Annotated in this window: 16 protein-coding genes; 3 read left to right on the top strand and 13 right to left on the bottom strand. The window is 54.8% G+C overall.

All coding sequences use genetic code 11. From position 1 onward, the window contains the following. Nucleotides 1-75: 75 nt before the first annotated feature. From K365_RS0117905 to K365_RS0117850, 12 genes are read right to left on the bottom strand one after another with little or no spacing between them, the layout of a single operon-like run. Nucleotides 76-1,509 (bottom strand): RtcB family protein, encoded by a 1,434-nt coding sequence (locus K365_RS0117905; RefSeq protein ID WP_024335690.1) that lies wholly within the window; start codon nucleotides 1,507-1,509, stop codon nucleotides 76-78. Nucleotides 1,510-1,529: 20 nt separating this feature from the next. After that, a complete protein-coding gene (locus K365_RS25915; RefSeq protein ID WP_169432960.1) occupies nucleotides 1,530-2,870 on the bottom strand; it encodes an NlpC/P60 family N-terminal domain-containing protein in 1,341 nt (446 codons plus the stop codon). A 53-nt stretch (nucleotides 2,871-2,923) separates the two neighbouring features. Beyond that, on the bottom strand, nucleotides 2,924-3,637 hold the full coding sequence (locus K365_RS0117895) for a hypothetical protein (protein WP_051147863.1): 714 nt from the start codon (nucleotides 3,635-3,637) through the stop codon (nucleotides 2,924-2,926). A gap of 35 nt (nucleotides 3,638-3,672) precedes the next feature. Continuing rightward, the gene (gene pyrE / locus K365_RS0117890; protein WP_024335687.1) at nucleotides 3,673-4,341 is read right to left on the bottom strand and encodes an orotate phosphoribosyltransferase; all 669 of its coding nucleotides are present in this window, start codon (nucleotides 4,339-4,341) and stop codon (nucleotides 3,673-3,675) included. Between the two features lie 58 nt (nucleotides 4,342-4,399). Next, entirely contained in the window at nucleotides 4,400-5,221 is an 822-nt protein-coding gene (locus K365_RS0117885) for a dihydroorotate dehydrogenase electron transfer subunit (protein ID WP_024335686.1), read from the bottom strand. Then, a complete protein-coding gene (locus K365_RS0117880; protein ID WP_024335685.1) occupies nucleotides 5,218-6,168 on the bottom strand; it encodes a dihydroorotate dehydrogenase in 951 nt (316 codons plus the stop codon). The genes K365_RS0117885 and K365_RS0117880 overlap by 4 nt, the downstream gene beginning before the upstream one ends. Beyond that, nucleotides 6,168-7,382 (bottom strand): NADH:ubiquinone reductase (Na(+)-transporting) subunit F, encoded by a 1,215-nt coding sequence (nqrF, locus tag K365_RS0117875; RefSeq protein WP_024335684.1) that lies wholly within the window; start codon nucleotides 7,380-7,382, stop codon nucleotides 6,168-6,170. Before nqrF ends, K365_RS0117880 begins: the two co-directional genes overlap by 1 nt. A 20-nt stretch (nucleotides 7,383-7,402) precedes the next feature. Further along, nucleotides 7,403-8,011 carry an NADH:ubiquinone reductase (Na(+)-transporting) subunit E gene (gene nqrE, locus K365_RS0117870; RefSeq protein WP_024335683.1) on the bottom strand — a complete coding sequence of 203 codons (609 nt, stop codon included), beginning with the start codon at nucleotides 8,009-8,011 and terminating at the stop codon, nucleotides 7,403-7,405. Nucleotides 8,012-8,020: 9 nt separating this feature from the next. Further along, the gene (locus tag K365_RS0117865; protein WP_024335682.1) at nucleotides 8,021-8,656 is read right to left on the bottom strand and encodes an NADH:ubiquinone reductase (Na(+)-transporting) subunit D; all 636 of its coding nucleotides are present in this window, start codon (nucleotides 8,654-8,656) and stop codon (nucleotides 8,021-8,023) included. A 10-nt stretch (nucleotides 8,657-8,666) separates the two neighbouring features. Further along, on the bottom strand, nucleotides 8,667-9,419 hold the full coding sequence (locus tag K365_RS0117860) for an FMN-binding protein (protein WP_024335681.1): 753 nt from the start codon (nucleotides 9,417-9,419) through the stop codon (nucleotides 8,667-8,669). Continuing rightward, the gene (locus K365_RS0117855; protein ID WP_024335680.1) at nucleotides 9,412-10,572 is read right to left on the bottom strand and encodes an NADH:ubiquinone reductase (Na(+)-transporting) subunit B; all 1,161 of its coding nucleotides are present in this window, start codon (nucleotides 10,570-10,572) and stop codon (nucleotides 9,412-9,414) included. Before K365_RS0117855 ends, K365_RS0117860 begins: the two co-directional genes overlap by 8 nt. A 12-nt stretch (nucleotides 10,573-10,584) precedes the next feature. After that, the gene (locus tag K365_RS0117850; RefSeq protein WP_024335679.1) at nucleotides 10,585-11,916 is read right to left on the bottom strand and encodes a 4Fe-4S dicluster domain-containing protein; all 1,332 of its coding nucleotides are present in this window, start codon (nucleotides 11,914-11,916) and stop codon (nucleotides 10,585-10,587) included. Between the two features lie 295 nt (nucleotides 11,917-12,211). Between K365_RS0117850 and K365_RS0117840 the strand changes: the two genes are divergently transcribed. Beyond that, nucleotides 12,212-12,601, top strand: a complete 390-nt coding sequence (locus K365_RS0117840; RefSeq protein ID WP_024335677.1) for a hypothetical protein — start codon at nucleotides 12,212-12,214, stop codon at nucleotides 12,599-12,601. Between the two features lie 65 nt (nucleotides 12,602-12,666). On the opposite strand, the gene K365_RS0117835 is transcribed toward K365_RS0117840, so the two are convergent. Further along, nucleotides 12,667-13,197, bottom strand: a complete 531-nt coding sequence (locus K365_RS0117835; RefSeq protein WP_024335676.1) for a peptidylprolyl isomerase — start codon at nucleotides 13,195-13,197, stop codon at nucleotides 12,667-12,669. 193 nt (nucleotides 13,198-13,390) lie between these two features. Between K365_RS0117835 and K365_RS25910 the strand changes: the two genes are divergently transcribed. Together K365_RS25910 and K365_RS0117825 are read left to right on the top strand one after the other, a co-directional pair. Next, nucleotides 13,391-14,932 (top strand): hybrid sensor histidine kinase/response regulator, encoded by a 1,542-nt coding sequence (locus K365_RS25910; RefSeq protein ID WP_024335675.1) that lies wholly within the window; start codon nucleotides 13,391-13,393, stop codon nucleotides 14,930-14,932. Beyond that, nucleotides 14,922-16,127 carry a M24 family metallopeptidase gene (locus tag K365_RS0117825; protein WP_024335674.1) on the top strand — a complete coding sequence of 402 codons (1,206 nt, stop codon included), beginning with the start codon at nucleotides 14,922-14,924 and terminating at the stop codon, nucleotides 16,125-16,127. Before K365_RS25910 ends, K365_RS0117825 begins: the two co-directional genes overlap by 11 nt.

Here is a 16,127-nt window from a genome sequence, read left to right as displayed (position 1 = left end):
CCTTTACACAGCATTTCAATACCTGAATATAGCATCGGACAAGCAGATTTAAAAGGGTATTTGTGAGTGATCGATTCAGCCCTTGACCACGGCCATGGGGCGCAACCTGGCCACCATCCTGGAGATCCCGGCCCCGTGGACCACGCCCACCACCTCGGATACATCCTTGTACGCTTCCGGCATCTCCTCGGTCATGGTGAACCGGCCCGTGTATTTCACCACAATGCCTTTTTGGGCCAGCTCCTGCTGAATGGAGCGTCTTTTGCCCGCTTTTTTGGCGGCTTTCCGGCTCAAAAGCCGTCCGGCCCCGTGGCAGGTGGACCCGAAGGTCTGGTCCATGGCCGTGTCTGTGCCGCACAGCACGTACGAAGCCCGGCCCATGTCTCCGGGGGTGAGAATGGGCTGGCCCACGGCCTGGAACCGGTCCGGAATGTCCGGGTTCCCCGGCCCGAACGCCCGGGTGGCGCCTTTGCGCACCACGCACACGGTCTGTTTTTTCCCATCCACAGGATGGGTCTCTTTTTTGGCGATATTGTGGCACACATCATAGAGCAGGGTCATGCGCAGACTGTTCGGGCTGATGGACAGGGTCTCCATGAATGTCTGCCGGGCCCGGTGCAGCATGATCTGGCGGTTGGCCCAGGCATAATTGGCGGCACAGGCCATGGCGGACAGATAGGTCTGCCCCTCCTCGGACTGGATCATGGCGCAGGCCAGCTGCCGGTCAGGCAGGGTCAGCCCCAGCTTTGCCACGCTTTTTTTCATGGCTGCCAGGTGATCGTCACACACCTGGTATCCCAGGCCCCGGGATCCCGAATGCAGCATCACGGTGACCTGGCCGGGAAACAATCCGAAGACCCGGGCGATATGCGCATCAAAGATCTCTTCCACCACCCCGATTTCCAGAAAATGGTTGCCCGAACCCAGGGTGCCCAGCTGGTTTCTGCCCCGTTCCAAAGCCCTGTCGCTCAACACCCCGGGATCGGCCTGGACCAGGCACCCGTTTTCTTCGGTGTATTCGATATCGCTGTCTTCACCGAATCCCCGGGCCACGGCCCAGGCACTGCCCTGGATCAACACCTGTTTCAGGTCCCGAACAGACAGCCGGACCGATCCTTTGGACCCCACCCCGGCCGGCACGGCCTGGAACAGGCGGTTGGCCAGAGGTTCCAGATGGGGCCGGATCTCGTCTTCGGTCAAGGCTGTGGTGGCCAGGCGTACCCCGCAGTTGATGTCATACCCCACACCCCCCGGAGAGATCACACCAGTTTCCCAGTCAAACGCCGCCACCCCGCCGATGGGAAACCCGTATCCCAGGTGAATGTCCGGCATGGCCAGGGCCGCTGTGACAATCCCAGGCAGGGTCGCCACATTGGCCACCTGCTGAAGGCTGCCGTCCCGGCTCATGGCCCGGATGCCGGCTTCCGACGAATAGATGATTCCCGGCACCCGCATCTGCCCGGTTTTGGGAATCTGCCACCGGTAAGGGTCAAGCGGTTCAATCTGCATGGGGGATCTCCTTTGTGTTTTCAATTCAGCAGCACCATGCGGGTCAGTTTTTCAACCAGCAGGTCTTTGGGCTGGACCAGAGGGAACTGCTCTTTGCCCGGTTCCAGGGTGGTGATCACGGTGCGGCCCACCACAAGGCGGCCGGCCCGGATGCTGAGCGGCGGCCGGGTGGTGACGCCCCACATGGCATGGCAGATCACGGGTTGATCTGATGCCGGATCCACTCCCAGGTAGAGCATGATGTGACCGGGCATGTATAAAAGGGTTTGCAGCGGAACCCCTTGGGTCCGGATCAGGGATTGTTTTTCCGGGCCGGACAGTTTTTTCAGGGAAATATTTTCGCCGAAGTCGGCCTGGTCTTTGGAGTTTCTGGGCAAAGGGAGGCCGAAACCGGCAAACACATCCTGGATCAGGGCGGAGCAGTCCCGGTTTTCATACAGCCCGCCCCAGCCATAGGTCTGCCCCATCAAAGCGTTCAATATGCCGGCGAAATTATCAGGGGTAGCGGGAAACGGGAGTCGCTGAATTCCTTGTTCCGGCACCCCGGCATCCAGCAGTTCCGCATTTCCCAGATGGTTTCGCACCGGGGCCAGGACCGAGACAAATCCGGTATCAGATGCCGGGCCCTTCATGGGCAGGGCCATGCCCACCCGGCCGGAGAAAACCGGGACACTATCCTCTGGAATCACAGGGACCTGGTCGGCCCGGAACCCTGCCAGAGGATGGGCGGAATAATCCGCCATGAATACCTCATCTACGGCCGCGATCTCCTGCTGCCGCACCCACCCGGCCACCCAGTCGGTTTCCACCAGGGCCCAGAGTCTGTCTTTGCTTTCATGGGTGACCAGCACGGGGGTGCCGGCCGGTACCAAAGAGTTCTGCATCATGTCAAAGGGAAATCCGCGACCCGGGTGCAAAGGGCCGAAAAACAAGGGTTTATGGGTGGGAAACACCCGGATGGATGCGTGGGTCACGGTGATGGCCGGCTGGTGCAGCAAAGGGTAGGTGCCGGGTTGGGACTGCCGGGCCATTGAATCCAGAAAATCCGGGGAAAGGGGCTGGTTGTTTTCGCCAAATAGACGCTTGATTCGGAATTTTTTCAGTCCGGAAAAAACGATTGTTGCGGAATGTTTCGGTGCGGTCCGGTGCCAGGGCCTGAAAAACCGGTCTTTGAATTGTTGAAAATACGCTGCCTGGCGGGCCGGATCAAAGATCGGGCCCTTGACGTGCGCCAGATACACCCCGGCATCCTGGGGCAGCATCCGGATATCCGCAACCGTTGCCGGTTGTCGCACGGCACACCCGGCACCAATCAGGCAGAAAAACAGCAAAAGACAGAAGGTCGGAAACCATTTTTTCATGGGATGACTGTACGCGATTGCGGTATGATTATCAAGATGCGGCAGGGATTGCATTACCGGTCGTTGCCTTGATCCTGACCCTGATTCCGTTCAAGGCCGGTGTTGATCAGCTCTGACAGATCCCTGACAATGGGTGCCATTTGCTCCCGGTGCTCCGGCGGGATCATCAGGCAGGTGATGGGTTCGTTTTTAACGAACAATCCGTGGTTTTTCAAATCATGATTCTGCATATCCAGACCGGTCACATCATTGTCGGACAAGGCCAGCAGCATATCCGACAGATTGCCGGAATATCCGTCTTGGTCCAGGTGTTCGATGGCCTGTAAAAACACGTTGTTCACTGTGAGTACCCAGGAGGGCATCTGTGCGCTGCCCGTGTCCCTGCAATCGGTTTCCGAGACCATGGCCCGGCACCCGAACGGCCGGACATCATAAACTGTGCACAAATCATTTTCCAGCAGTGGGCATTTGCCCCATGCGGGATCGTTTTCTTCTTCCGGCAGATCGGCATCTTCCATGCACAGCCTGGCAAACCGGTTGGTGCTTGTTTTAGGGATATACCGTTTTTCCGGAAATCTTTGTGTGATTATTGCGTAAATCGCCTGACGCCGGGATGAAGACAGGCGGTTGGTCATAACCTGGGATTCAAGACTTGTCAGGGTCACATTGCAGGTGCAGCAGCCGGCACATCCCGGGCCGCATGCCCGTGCCGCTGATCCCGTGATCCGGTCATACAGCTGATAGATTTGGGTCAACCGGTCAATCATGTGTGATTTGCCTTCCCCAGGAGGCTTCATATGGATCAGGCGCTGCCGTATTGCGCCAGATAAGTTTTGATTTTTTCCATCATGGCATCATCCAGGATCACTTGGCCGTTGATTTCTTGGTTGTGCAGAAATGCGGTAATATCGGCCAGGGTAACAATGGCAAAAATGGGTATCCCCAGGGTTTGAGCCACCTCGGTCAGGGCGTTTTTTTCAGTGGTGCCTTTTTCCTGGCGGTCCACGCTGATGACAATACCTTTGACCTTCGGATTGCCGCTGGTTTTCAGGACCTCCAGGGATTCTCTGATGGCCTTGCCCGAGGTGATGACATCATCCACCAGGATGAGCCGGGTGTCACCGTCCAGGGCCATGCCCACGGTGCTGCTTTTGTCGGCATAGGTTTTGGCTTCCTTGCGGTTGAACACATATCCCGTGTCATGGCCCATATCCGCCATGGCCATGGCCGTGGATACACACAAGGGGATGCCTTTGTAGGCCGGGCCGTAAATGCCGTCAAATCCGTTGCTGAAATGCCGGTGCACGGCTTTGGCATAGTGGGTTCCCAGGTGGGTGATTTTTCTGCCCGTGTCAAACATGCCCGTGTTGATGAAATAGGGGGCGATACGGCCGCTTTTCAGTTGGAATTCTCCGAATTTCAGGGCGTTGCATTCCACCAGAAAGCGGATGAAGGATTCTTTGTCGGTCATGGGTTTTTTGGATCCTCTGGGGTGTCAAGGTTGTCTTAAATTCGCATTACAAAAGCCGTCACAGGCAGCGCCAGGAAACATACTCGGACAAGGGCACGGCATGTCCGGATTTAAGCAGGGCCGTGCGGTTGAAATCCGGCATTTTTTTTAGTTGTTTGGAGTCAAACACGGGCCCGTCTTTGCATACCACCTGATCGCTGCACACACAGGCACCGCACACGCCGAACCCGCACCGCATATACCGTTCCAGAGACACCTGGCAGGGAATGCCGTGGGCGTCACACAGGGTGAACACGGCGTGCATCATGACCTCAGGGCCGCAGGCATACACCCTGTCAAACGGGGGGGCGCCTTGATCAGCCCGGCGCCGGATCTCTGCGGCTAAAAGGTCGGTGACCATTCCTTTGTGGCCCAGGCTGCCGTCATCCGTGGTGATATGGCGGTTTGCGGCAAACCGGTCCGGAAAAAGGATAAACTCCCGGGTTCTGGCGCCATGGACGAAAAACAGGTCCGGGTGCAGCCGTTCCACCAGGGGGGCTAACGGGGCCATGCCGCAGCCGCCGGCCACCACGGCCGTATGGGGTGAGGAAATGATATCAAACCCGTTGCCGAAAGGCCCTCTGATGCCCACAAAATCCCCGGGACTCAGATCGGCGGCCCGGCGGGAAAACAGGCCCTTGGCTTCGATGGTGATACCGAACCGGGTGGGGGAGTGGTACGAAAGACTATAGGGTTTTTCATCGATTCCCGGCAGCCATACCATGACGAACTGCCCGGGGCGGAAATCAATGGCAAAATCAAAAAACAGGGTGGTATAAACCGCGGTATGCACGGTTTTTTCCGCCACAGTGAGCATGACAGGCTTCTGGTCAACGATCATGGGGTTTTCCTGGATTTTTTTGCAGTTGAATCCGGGCCGGCAATGGGGTTATGGGCCGCGCCGATAATGTCATCCCGGGTGAAATGATGGGCTGCCAGCCAGTCGGTCAGCTCGCGGTACACCAGATCGAACACATGAATGCCCCGGTACCGCACGGCCGATCCCATGCCCACCAGGGTGGCGCCTGCCATGAACATTTCCACGGCATCTTCTCCCGTGGTGACCCCGCCTAAGCCGATAATCGGGATGGACACGGCCCGGTAAATGTCATACACGCACCGCACGGCAACGGGTTTGATCATGGGGCCGGACAACCCGCCTTTTTTGAATGCCAGCACGGGCGTTCTTGCCTCGATGTCAATGACCATGCCCGGTCCGGCCGTGTTGATGGCGCAGATGGCATCGGCTCCCGCATCCTCGCACACTTTGGCGATTTTCCCGATATCCGGGGCCGCCGGGGTGAGTTTGGCGATCAACGGCACGGAAATCACTTTTTTGACGGCATTTGTGACGGCAAAAGCCGCTTTTTCATCCACGCCGAACAGCATGCCGTGGTGATCGGAATTGGGGCAGGAGATATTGATTTCAATGAAATCCGGTCCCTGGTCGGACACGAATTGCGCCACTTTGACAAACTCTGCCACAGACCCGCCGTAAATACTGGCATTGACAGGAAAATCCCGGTCCGCCAGGGCCTGCCATTCCGCATCCATGTGGTCATATCCCGGGGTGGGCAGTCCCACGGCATTGATCATGCCGCCGCCTAAGTCTATGACCGTGGGGTTTCTGTGTCCGTCTCTGGGGGCCGGACCAATGGATTTCAGGGTCACCAGGCCGCACCCGGCCTTGTGAACCCGTTCCAGAATTTTTGCATTGTTGCCCAGAATGCCCGAGGCCAGGACCAGGGGATTTTTCAACTGTTTCCCCAGAAACGTGATATTGTCCATCAGCTGAACTTGTCGAAAAAAATCATGTCATCCTCCACGCCCAGGTCGTACAGGGATTCAATGACCGCATCGATCATGGGCGGCGGGCCGCACAGGTAGTATTCGATCTCCGTGGGGTCCTCATGGTCTTTGAGGTAGGCATCGATGAGATGGGTATGGATAAATCCGGTAAGCCCGGTCCAGTTGTCTTCTTTTTCCGGACTGGACAAAGCGATATGATAGGTGAAATTGTCGTACCGTTCTGCCAGATTTGTGAATTCCTCATGGTAAAACATCTCCTTGACGGACCTGGCTCCGTACCAGAAAGACATTTTCCGTCCGCTGTTGATGCCTTCGAGCTGGTGGAGAATGTGGCTGCGCAGCGGCGCCATGCCGGCCCCGCCGCCGATGAAGCACATCTCTTTGTCCGTGTCTTTGGCCATGAAATCGCCATAGGGACCGCTGATCTGCACCTTGTCTCCGGGTTTGAGCCCGAAGATGAATGAGGACCCGAATCCGGGCGGAATGCTTTCCGTGCCCGGCGGCGGCGTGGCAATGCGCACATTGAGTTTGATAATATCTTTTTCATGGGGGGGATTGGCCATGGAATAGGCCCGGAACCCCGGCTTGATCCCTTTGGCTGCCAGATCGAACAGATTGTATTTTTTCCATTCACTCACATATTTGCTGTCAATCTGGAAATCCTTGAAGGTCAGCTCGTATTCAGGCACATCGATCTGGATATAGGCCCCGGCTTCAAATTCAATGGGTTCTTCCGGTTCCAGCACCAGCTCTTTGATAAAGGTGGAGACATTGTCATTGGACACCACAACGGCGTTGACCTTTTTGATGCCGAAAATGGATTCCGGCACCTGGATGGCCATGTCCTGCTTGACCTTGAGCTGGCAGGACAGCCGGACCCCTTCCAGTTTTTCCTTTCGGGACAAATGGGCCAGTTCCGTGGGCAGGATGGCGCCGCCGCCGTCCGTTACCTTGCATTTGCACATGGCACAGGACCCGGACCCGCCGCAGGCGGACGGCAGAAAAATGTCATTTTGTGCCAGGGCCGACAACAGCGTGGGATTGCCGGAAACCGTGAGGGCATCGTCTTTGCTGTCGTTGATGGTAATGGTGTGGCTGCCCTGGGTGGTGACTTTGGCTTCCACAAATAAAAGCACAAACACAAGGATAATGATCACGCCGGAAAATATCAACAAACTGACAAGGTAAATCACTGCACGCTCCTTAAGTTATGCTAGAGGGTGATGCCTGAGAACATCATAAAGGTCATGGCCATGAGCCCGGCAATAATCATGATAAAACCAAACCCGTCCAGCCCGGCCGGGACATCGGCATACCGCACTTTTTTGCGGATGGCGGCCATGGACACGATGGCCAGCATCCATCCCGTGCCGGACCCGGCACCGAACACCACGGATTCGACAAAGGTGTGGTTGCGTTCCACCATGAACAGCGAAGTCCCTAAAATGGCGCAGTTGACGGCAATCAGGGGCAAAAACACCCCCAGACTGGCATACAGCAGCGGAGAATACCGGTCAATGACCATCTCAACGGCCTGAACAATGGCAGCGATCACGGCGATAAATGTGATGTATTTTAAAAAACTCAAATCCATTTCCGGAAATCCGGCCCAGGCCAAAGCCCCGGGGGCCAGCAGCCCGTGGTAGATCAACCAGTTCACGGGACTGGTGACCGTTAAAACGAAAATCACGGCCAGTCCCAGTCCCGTGGCGGTTTCAATGGTTTTGGAGACGGCAATGAACGAACAGATGCCTAGAAAATAGGCCAGCAGGATATTGCCGATGAACACGGAATTGACAAACAGACTCAGCAGATCGCCCATGGCAGCTCCTTATTTTTTTTCGTGGGATATGCCGCCGGGCAGGCTGTTTTTGAGCCAGACCAGCAGGCCGATGATGAAAAACGCGCCCGGTGCCAGTACCATGATGCCCATGTCCTGGAACCCCATATCATACACAAACTGAGGGATCACGGAAATGCCGAAAAACTGTCCGGATCCCAGCAGTTCCCGGAAAAATGCCACGGCCATCAGGATCATGCTGTAGCCTAAACCGTTGGCAATGCCGTCCACAAAAGAATCCGCCGGATTGTTGGCCAGAGCGAACGCCTCGGCTCTTCCCAGGATGATGCAGTTGGTGATGATCAGGCCCACGAAAATGGACAGCTGTTTGGAAATATCATATAAATACGCCTGGAGGATCTGGTCCGTGACGATCACCAGAGAGGCAATGACCGTGAGTTCCACAATGATCCGGATGTTGGAGGGGATCAAGTGGCGCAGGCTGGAGATGATCAAACCGGAGAACGCCGCCACCAGGGTCAGGGCAATGCTCATGACCAGGGCCGTGGACATTTTGACCGTGACGGCCAAAGCCGAGCAGATACCCAGCACCTGGTAGGCCACGGGGTTTTCCCTCCAGATGCCTTTGACCAGAATCTCTTTGTAGTGAGAAAGATCGTTTTGCATGAAAATATCCTTATTCATCCAGCAGTGTGTCTAAATGGGTCTGGCTTCCTTTTTTCTGGCGGAAAATAATGGAAACCGGTTCATATTGCGTCAATGTCTCCTCCAGCCCTTCACTGAGGTATCGTCCGGTCAGGGTGGCCCCGGAGATGCCGTCCACGTAATGGTCCTGGAGGTTTTCCGGCAGGTTCTCGGATTTGCCTTTGGCAATGCTCACGGAAACCAGCTGATTGTGGGCGTTGAGAATTTTTTTGCCCTTGAAATTGTCCTGAAACCACTGGCTTTCAATTTCACCGCCCAGGCCCGGGGTTTCCGAATGGCTGTACACGGAAAAGCCGGCCACGGTTTCACCGTCGGCTTCAAACGCCAGGTATCCATGGATTTTCCCCCACAGCCCCCGGGTGCTGATGGGGACAATATATCCCTGTACCTGCTGATCCGTATGGATCAGGTACAGTTGGAGACTGTCCCCCGTGGCCTGTCTCAGGATCTGTCCCCGGGGATCGGCATGGACCTCCCGGATATGGGTGTCATAGATGGTCTGAATCTTTTCAGGGGTCAGTCTTTCATTTTCCGGCAGCAGATTGGCGGCTTCCAGCAGGTTGGTTTTTTTATCCAGAATCCGGTTCTGCTGGTGTAACGGCTTGAGCATGGTGGCGGCGGATGTGATCAGCACACTGAACACCAGGGCCACGGCCAGGGCAAAGAAAACCACATAGACCCGGCTGTTTTTAAATGACCGGTTGGATTGCTTTTTGTCAGACATTGGGAATCCTCTTTGAAATGCGGTGTTTCATGACCAGATGATCCAGCAGCGGGGCAAATACGTTCATGAACAGGATGGCCAGCATCACGCCCTCGGCAAAGGCCGGGTTGGCCACCCGCAGGATCACGGTGAGAAATCCGATGAGAAACCCGAAAATCCACCGGCCCGGATTGGTGCCGGGCGCAGACACGGGGTCCGTGGCCATAAAGGTGATGCCGAACAAAAACCCGCCGGCGCACAGATGGTACAATGGGCCGGCATCGGCCCAGGTGCCGTAGGTGCCCGGAAGAAGCCAGGTCAGCAGCGCGGTCAGAATCAGTCCGGCCATGCCGCCCAGAATGATCCGATAGTTGGCGATGCGGGTGAGCGTCAGAATGGCGGCTCCGATCAGGCAGCACAGGGCCGAGGTTTCTCCGATACTGCCGGGCACCAGCCCGAAAAACAGATGCGGCAGGGTGAATCCCTGGTCGGCCAGGGCCGCGGTCAGGCTGGTGCCGCCGTCGGCCGTGACGGCCAGGGCCGTGGCACCGGTGATGCCGTCCACGGCATTGGCACCGGCCACCCATACATTGCCGGACATGGTCACGGGATAGGAGAAAAACACAAACGCCCGGGCCGTGAGTGCCGGGTTCAGAATGTTCCGGCCCGTGCCGCCGAAGATCTCCTTGCCGATGACCACACCGAAGGAGATGCCCAAAGCCGCCTGCCACAGGGGGATGGTGGGGGGCAGGGTCAGGGGGAACAGCATGCCCGTGACCAGAAACCCTTCCGATATGGGATGGCGCCGGATGGCGGCAAACAGGATCTCCCAGAAAAATCCCACGGCATAGGACACAATGACAATGGGCATCACCACCCAGGCCCCGGACAGAAAGGCGCTCCAGAAATCAAGGGATTCTCCTCTGGCCAGACCGGACTGAAACCCCGTGTTGTACATGCCGAAAAACAGCACGGGCATCAAAGACAGCAGCACCACGCTCATGTAACGTTTCAGATCCAGGTGATCCCGGATAAAAGGCCCTATGCGGGTTTTGGGGGACGGCAGAAAGAAAAAGGTTTTGGTGGCATCAAACAGGGGCGCCAGTTTCGCGAAATTTCCGGATTCACTGAAATCGTGTTCCAGCAGATCGAATATTTTTTTGATGGGATTCATGGTATCGTATGGTTATCCTTGTTTATCCTTGTGATGGGTATCCATACCCAAAGACAGAATCTGGGTCAGCTCGATTTTAGACGGGCAGGTAAAAGAACACAGCCCGCATCGACAGCAATCCAGAAGTCCCAGCTGCAAAGCCTCTTCAATGTCGTCCCCGTGCAGGGCCTTCATGATGAAACTGGGCATCAGATCCACGGGGCAGATGGTTTCACAATACCCGCAGTTGATACAGGCCCGCTCTTCGCCGTGCAGGGTACCGTCCAGCTGAACTTCTTTGTTCACAAGGCAGGAAAGAAAGGTTTTGGATACTGTGGGCTTGTTCAGCCCGGGCCTCAGGAATCCGAACATCTCATCATCGGGCGCGTCCGGAAGAATGTTCAACGTGGTTTCAAAAAAACCCAGGTGGGTATCCGGGTCCACTTTCCTTCCGTTGAGCTGGCCTGTGGTGATCACACTTTCGGGAGAAAAATTGCCGGCCAGCAACCGGACAGGTGCGCCTAAGCGGGTGATCATATGCGGTTTTTTGTCGTGCCCTTTGGTGACGGTCACCATGGTTTCCACGGGATACCGGCCCGTTTCCAGAAACCGAGCCATCCGGATCAGGCCCTCCACATGGATATACCAGGCCTGGTTTTCTTCCGCCTTTGTTTTAATGTGATATAAAATCGCGCCCGGGTCCCAGGCCGGATAGATGTCTGCCACCTGATGGGTGATTCTATGTCGGACCGGTTCAAGCCGGTCCATGGAACTTTTGCGGGCCGCGACAATGACCCGGTCGCTGAACCGTTGAAGAATGGCCAGCCCGAATTCAAACGGTTTGATTTTATCCTCAAGGACCCGGCCCGGATGCGGAGAAAACAGATCATTGCCGTTGAGGCAGACAATGATCAAAGGCGGGGTTGAACGGCTGTCCGCTGTGTCCCGGGACGGCAGCTGCCGCAATGTCTGCCACATGCCGCCCTGTTTGAGCCGGTCGGTCAGATCCGGGTCTGAAAGGGAATTCAGGTCTGCCGGAGACACGGGGTCGAATTCCACAAAATCGTCCATGCCGTCCAGGGCGATCACCACCTCGACCAGGCGGCGCCGGGGGCCGAACCGGATCTGTTTCACGGTGCCGGTGCCCGGAGACACATACCGGATGTCAGGATCCCGTTTGTCATGAAACAACGGGGTGCCGGTTTTGACGGCTTGTTTTTCTTTGACCAGCAGTTTGGGCCGGATGTGGGGGATGTCCAGGGCGGAAACGCCCACTGTGGCCGGTCGGGAAAGTCGGATGACACTGGTGTCCGGCATGCCGGCCAGTTTCAGTTTAAAGCCTTTGGAAGGTGCAATTTTTTCCATGTAATGTATGGGTTCCCATGGTTGTTCAAATCGATTCCACCTGGCTGAATATTTTTTTCAGCGGAAAAATTCAGTCTACCAAATTTTCGGGGCAGATCAATACCCCAGTTTTTTTTACCTTACCATAAAGAAAATGGGCCAGCAAATTAAAAAGCGGATAAAAATTCGGCAAACCCGTTTTGTATGGCATAGGGAGGAACCGGTATTTTTTGATCTTGATTTTTTTGATCAGGTTATTGTAAAAAAAGGGCTTAATTCATAAACCATTTGAGGAAGTCAAGGATTGGTGAATCTGATGAATCAGAATGCGCTGAAAAGTATTTTTACCCGGGATTTCTGTGATACGCTGTTGCCGCCCCATACCAGTGACCGGTTTTTTGAGGCCTTGTATGGAGATGTGTCCGAAGGGGCCTATGATATCCGTCTGGAATGCCTGTCCGTCAAGCCGGAAACCGTGGAGCTGGGATTTCATTTGATTCAGCGGCCCGGCAAGTGCCTGGTGTGCAGCCTGACACATGGGTTGCCCAAAGTGTTTGCCCGGCATCCGCTCATCGATATCAAGGGCATGGTCCAAAAAATCAAAGACGCCGGGGTGCCGGTCAAAGACTGGCGCCTGGGCCATACCAACGAAAAAAACAATACCCTGCATGTGATCCCTTTTTATATCGATATGGCAACGCCCTGATCGTTAAAAAACGGAGCAGAAAAACAAAAAGCCGGACAAAATGAATTGTCCGGCTTTTTGTCGTTTTACGCTTTGGGCAGTTTGGGAAAATTTTTGTTCAAGGTCTTGTTCCATTCATCCAGACGGGGCGTGATCTTTTTGAATAAAGACCCCACATTCCCCTGAATTTCGACACTTTCAATGGTATCCCCCTGGACGATGCTGTCCACCACCTTCTGGTCGGCATCGCTTTCAACCACACCAAAGACCGTGTGCATGCCGTCCAGATGGGGGGTGGGGCCGTGGGTGATGAAAAACTGGGATCCATTGGTTCCGGGCCCGGCATTGGCCATGGACAGAATTCCCGGTTTGTCATGTTTGATCTCTTTTTTACATTCATTTTCAAATTCATATCCCGGACCGCCCATGCCGTTGCCGTAAGGACAGCCGCCCTGGATCATGAAATCATTGATCACCCGGTGGAATTTGAGTCCGTTGTAATATTGTCTTTTGGCCAGGTTGGCAAAATTGCCGCAGGTGACAGGGGTTTGATCGGCAAACAGTTTCAGGCGGATGGTTCCTTTGCTGGTTTCCATGACAGCGGTTAAATCAGGCATCTGTTTCTCCTTAAATAAATTAAAAGTTGCTTTATCATAAGGTCTGGGTCTGAATTGTCAATTCAAGGCATGGTTTTTGTTCTGGATTTTAATGAAATTTCAGACAAGACACGTTGCATTGCGCAAAACTTTGATATAAGTTTAAAATAATAACTTAAAAAAGAATGTGTATTGAAAATCAAAAAGGAAACCAATGCCTGTGGCGGACAATAAATTCAAAGCCATTGTCGAATCCCTTGAAGACGGTTATTTCGAGGTTGATCTGGCAGGAAATCTTGTCAGTTTCAACCAGGCCATGTGTGATATTTTAGGATATGATCCTTCTGAAATGACGGGAATGAATAACCGGATTTTCATGGACAAAGAAAATGCCGAAAAAGTGTTTCAGACCTTCAATCAGGTGTATGAGACTAAAAAAGGATGCAAAGCCTTTGACTGGCAGCTCATCCGAAAGGACGGATCTGTCCGGCATGTGGATACGTCTGTGTCCCTTGTAACGGGATCGGATGGAAACCCGGTCGGTTTTCACGGCATTGCCAGGGATATGACCGAGCAGAAGACTCAGGCGCTTCGCCTGCAGCAGTCACAGAAACTGGAAGCTCTGGGCACGCTGGCGGCCGGCATCTCTCACGACTTCAACAATATTCTTTCCGGGATATTCGGTTATGCCCAGCTGGCTAAAATCAGTCTGGACAACCCCCGGAAAGCCTCAGAACAAATGGATCAGGTGTTAGCGGCGGCCCAGCGTGCGGCTGAACTGGTGCAGCAGGTATTGTCCTTCAGCCGTGAGACCGGGGATCAGAAAAAACAGTTGCGGGTATATCTGATTGTAAAAGAATCCATGAAACTGCTCCGGTCGTCTTTCCCGGCATTCATTGAAATGAAAACCCGCCTGGATTCAAAACAGATGATACCGGCGGATCCGGCAAAAATTCATCAGATGTTCATGGGCCTGTGCCTGAATGCATATCAGACCATGAAAAAAAACGGGGGCGTGCTGACTGTATCACTGACGGAGGAACAAATTATTCAGCCCCTGCAGATTCAGGGCAAAGAAGTGCCTGCAGGAGAGTATCTGAAACTGTCTGTCACGGATACCGGGCACAACAGAAATGGAAAAACGCCTGACACACCGGTTCATCCGGATACGGATGCCCAAACGACGGGGCAATTGACAGGCGGCATGGATCTAAACGACGTTCAGATGATTGTGGCGGATCATGACGGTGTGCTGATCGTTCACACCCGGCCTGACAACGGGACCACGGTGGAGATCTTTTTCCCGGTGGCCGGGGCTGAAAAAAAACCGGCTTCAGAGGCACGGGCACCGGCACCGGCAGTATCAAAGACCCAATCTCAACGCAGCAGAAAAACCATTATGCTGGTGGATGATGAAAAAGCGATCCGCCAGATTTTTGAGGAATTTCTGACGGGCCACGGATATGAGGTGGCACTGTTTGAAAACGGGGCCGCTGCGCTGAATGCGTTTAAATCAGACCCTAAAAGTGCGGATCTGGTGATCACGGACATGACCATGCCGGAACTGACAGGCGATAAACTGTCTGAAAAAATTCTGGAAATCCGGCCGGACATGCCGATCATTCTGTGGTGCGGTTTCAGTGAAGATATTTCCGAAGACACGGCCGTTGGGATGGGGATCAAAAAATATATTCAAAAACCGGTCAGTCCCCGGGATCTTCTCCAGAGCATCCGAAAAATTCTGGATGAAAACTGAATCGGTTTTGACACGGGTTCCGGTTTCTGAAATATCCCGCCGGATTCAGGCCCTGAAAACCCGCATGGAAAATACGGGCACGGGGGCCGTGTTTCTGACCCATAAACCCGATATCTATTATTTTTCCGGCACGGCCCAGGATGCCTATCTGTATGTGCCCCTGGACCAGGATCCTCTGCTGTTTGTCAAACGGTATCTGCCCCGGGCTCTGGCGGAAACCGGGATCGATTCCGTGATCCCTGTGGAATCCATCACCCGCATCCCCGGGCTGATCCATTCATGTCAAGGAAGGGTGCCCCGGTCCATCGGCCTGGCGTTTGATGTGGTGCCCGTGCGGGATTTTCAGTTTTTTAACACATTGTTTAATCCAGCCGTTCTCACGGATGCCGCCTCGGTGATCATGGATTGCCGCATGATCAAATCCGGCTGGGAGATTGAACAGATGCAGGCCGTGGCCGACCTGTCCCGGCAGACCTTTTCATTTGTCTGTGAAAACATGCGCCCTGAAGAATCAGAGATCGCTTTTTGCGGCCGTGTGGAAGCCTTTGCCCGGGCCCATGGCCATTCCGGCAAGCTTCTGGTGCGGCATTACCGGGCCGAAGGATTTGCCCATCATCTCATGAGCGGGGTTTCCGGCGGTCAGGGCGGGGCTCTGGACAGTCCCGTGTGCGGCACGGGCACATGCAGTGCCTATCCATACGGGGCCGGCCATAAATTGATTCAGAGAAACGAACCCATCCTCCTGGACTTAGGCACCATGGTCAACGGATACCACATGGACGAAACCCGGATGCTGGTGATCGGAACGCTGCCTTCCCAGGCCGAACAGGCCGGACAGGCAGCCATTGATATCCTGCACCACGTCCTGGAGATGATGCAACCGGGTATCTTAGCCGGCGAAGTGTTCACCGCGGCCGTGGATCGGGCGGAAAAACTGGGCCTGGCTGAGGCGTTTCTGGGGCTGCCGGACCTTAAATCCCGGTTTATCGGACATGGCGTGGGCCTGGAACTGGTGGAGGCGCCCATTCTGTCCAAAGGCAACCCACAGGAACTGATGCCCGGCATGGTGTTTGCCGTGGAACCCAAATTTATTTTTCAAGACCGGTTTGCCGCAGGCATTGAAAGCGTCATTCAGGTGACCGAAACCCGTGCCCGGTTTCTGAGCGTCACAGAAAACCGGATGTTCATTCTCTGA

The sequence above is a fragment of the Desulfotignum balticum DSM 7044 genome, from assembly GCF_000421285.1.
GTDB lineage: Bacteria > Desulfobacterota > Desulfobacteria > Desulfobacterales > Desulfobacteraceae > Desulfotignum > Desulfotignum balticum.
The sequence above is the reverse complement of the archived record's forward strand: the minus strand, read 5'-3'. Positions and strand labels throughout refer to the sequence as shown.

What these genes read in the sequence shown, in the direction of transcription:
- K365_RS0117905 (WP_024335690.1), bottom strand. Translation starts at nt 1,509, where the DNA reads ATGCAGATTGAACCGCTTGACCCTTACCGGTGGCAGATTCCCAAAACC.
- K365_RS25915 (WP_169432960.1), bottom strand. Translation starts at nt 2,870, where the DNA reads ATGAAAAAATGGTTTCCGACCTTCTGTCTTTTGCTGTTTTTCTGCCTG.
- K365_RS0117895 (WP_051147863.1), bottom strand. Translation starts at nt 3,637, where the DNA reads ATGATTGACCGGTTGACCCAAATCTATCAGCTGTATGACCGGATCACG.
- pyrE (WP_024335687.1), bottom strand. Translation starts at nt 4,341, where the DNA reads ATGACCGACAAAGAATCCTTCATCCGCTTTCTGGTGGAATGCAACGCC.
- K365_RS0117885 (WP_024335686.1), bottom strand. Translation starts at nt 5,221, where the DNA reads ATGATCGTTGACCAGAAGCCTGTCATGCTCACTGTGGCGGAAAAAACC.
- K365_RS0117880 (WP_024335685.1), bottom strand. Translation starts at nt 6,168, where the DNA reads ATGGACAATATCACGTTTCTGGGGAAACAGTTGAAAAATCCCCTGGTC.
- nqrE (WP_024335683.1), bottom strand. Translation starts at nt 8,011, where the DNA reads ATGGGCGATCTGCTGAGTCTGTTTGTCAATTCCGTGTTCATCGGCAAT.
- K365_RS0117865 (WP_024335682.1), bottom strand. Translation starts at nt 8,656, where the DNA reads ATGCAAAACGATCTTTCTCACTACAAAGAGATTCTGGTCAAAGGCATC.
- K365_RS0117860 (WP_024335681.1), bottom strand. Translation starts at nt 9,419, where the DNA reads ATGTCTGACAAAAAGCAATCCAACCGGTCATTTAAAAACAGCCGGGTC.
- K365_RS0117855 (WP_024335680.1), bottom strand. Translation starts at nt 10,572, where the DNA reads ATGAATCCCATCAAAAAAATATTCGATCTGCTGGAACACGATTTCAGT.
- K365_RS0117850 (WP_024335679.1), bottom strand. Translation starts at nt 11,916, where the DNA reads ATGGAAAAAATTGCACCTTCCAAAGGCTTTAAACTGAAACTGGCCGGC.
- K365_RS0117840 (WP_024335677.1), top strand. Translation starts at nt 12,212, where the DNA reads ATGAATCAGAATGCGCTGAAAAGTATTTTTACCCGGGATTTCTGTGAT.
- K365_RS0117835 (WP_024335676.1), bottom strand. Translation starts at nt 13,197, where the DNA reads ATGCCTGATTTAACCGCTGTCATGGAAACCAGCAAAGGAACCATCCGC.
- K365_RS25910 (WP_024335675.1), top strand. Translation starts at nt 13,391, where the DNA reads ATGCCTGTGGCGGACAATAAATTCAAAGCCATTGTCGAATCCCTTGAA.
- K365_RS0117825 (WP_024335674.1), top strand. Translation starts at nt 14,922, where the DNA reads ATGAAAACTGAATCGGTTTTGACACGGGTTCCGGTTTCTGAAATATCC.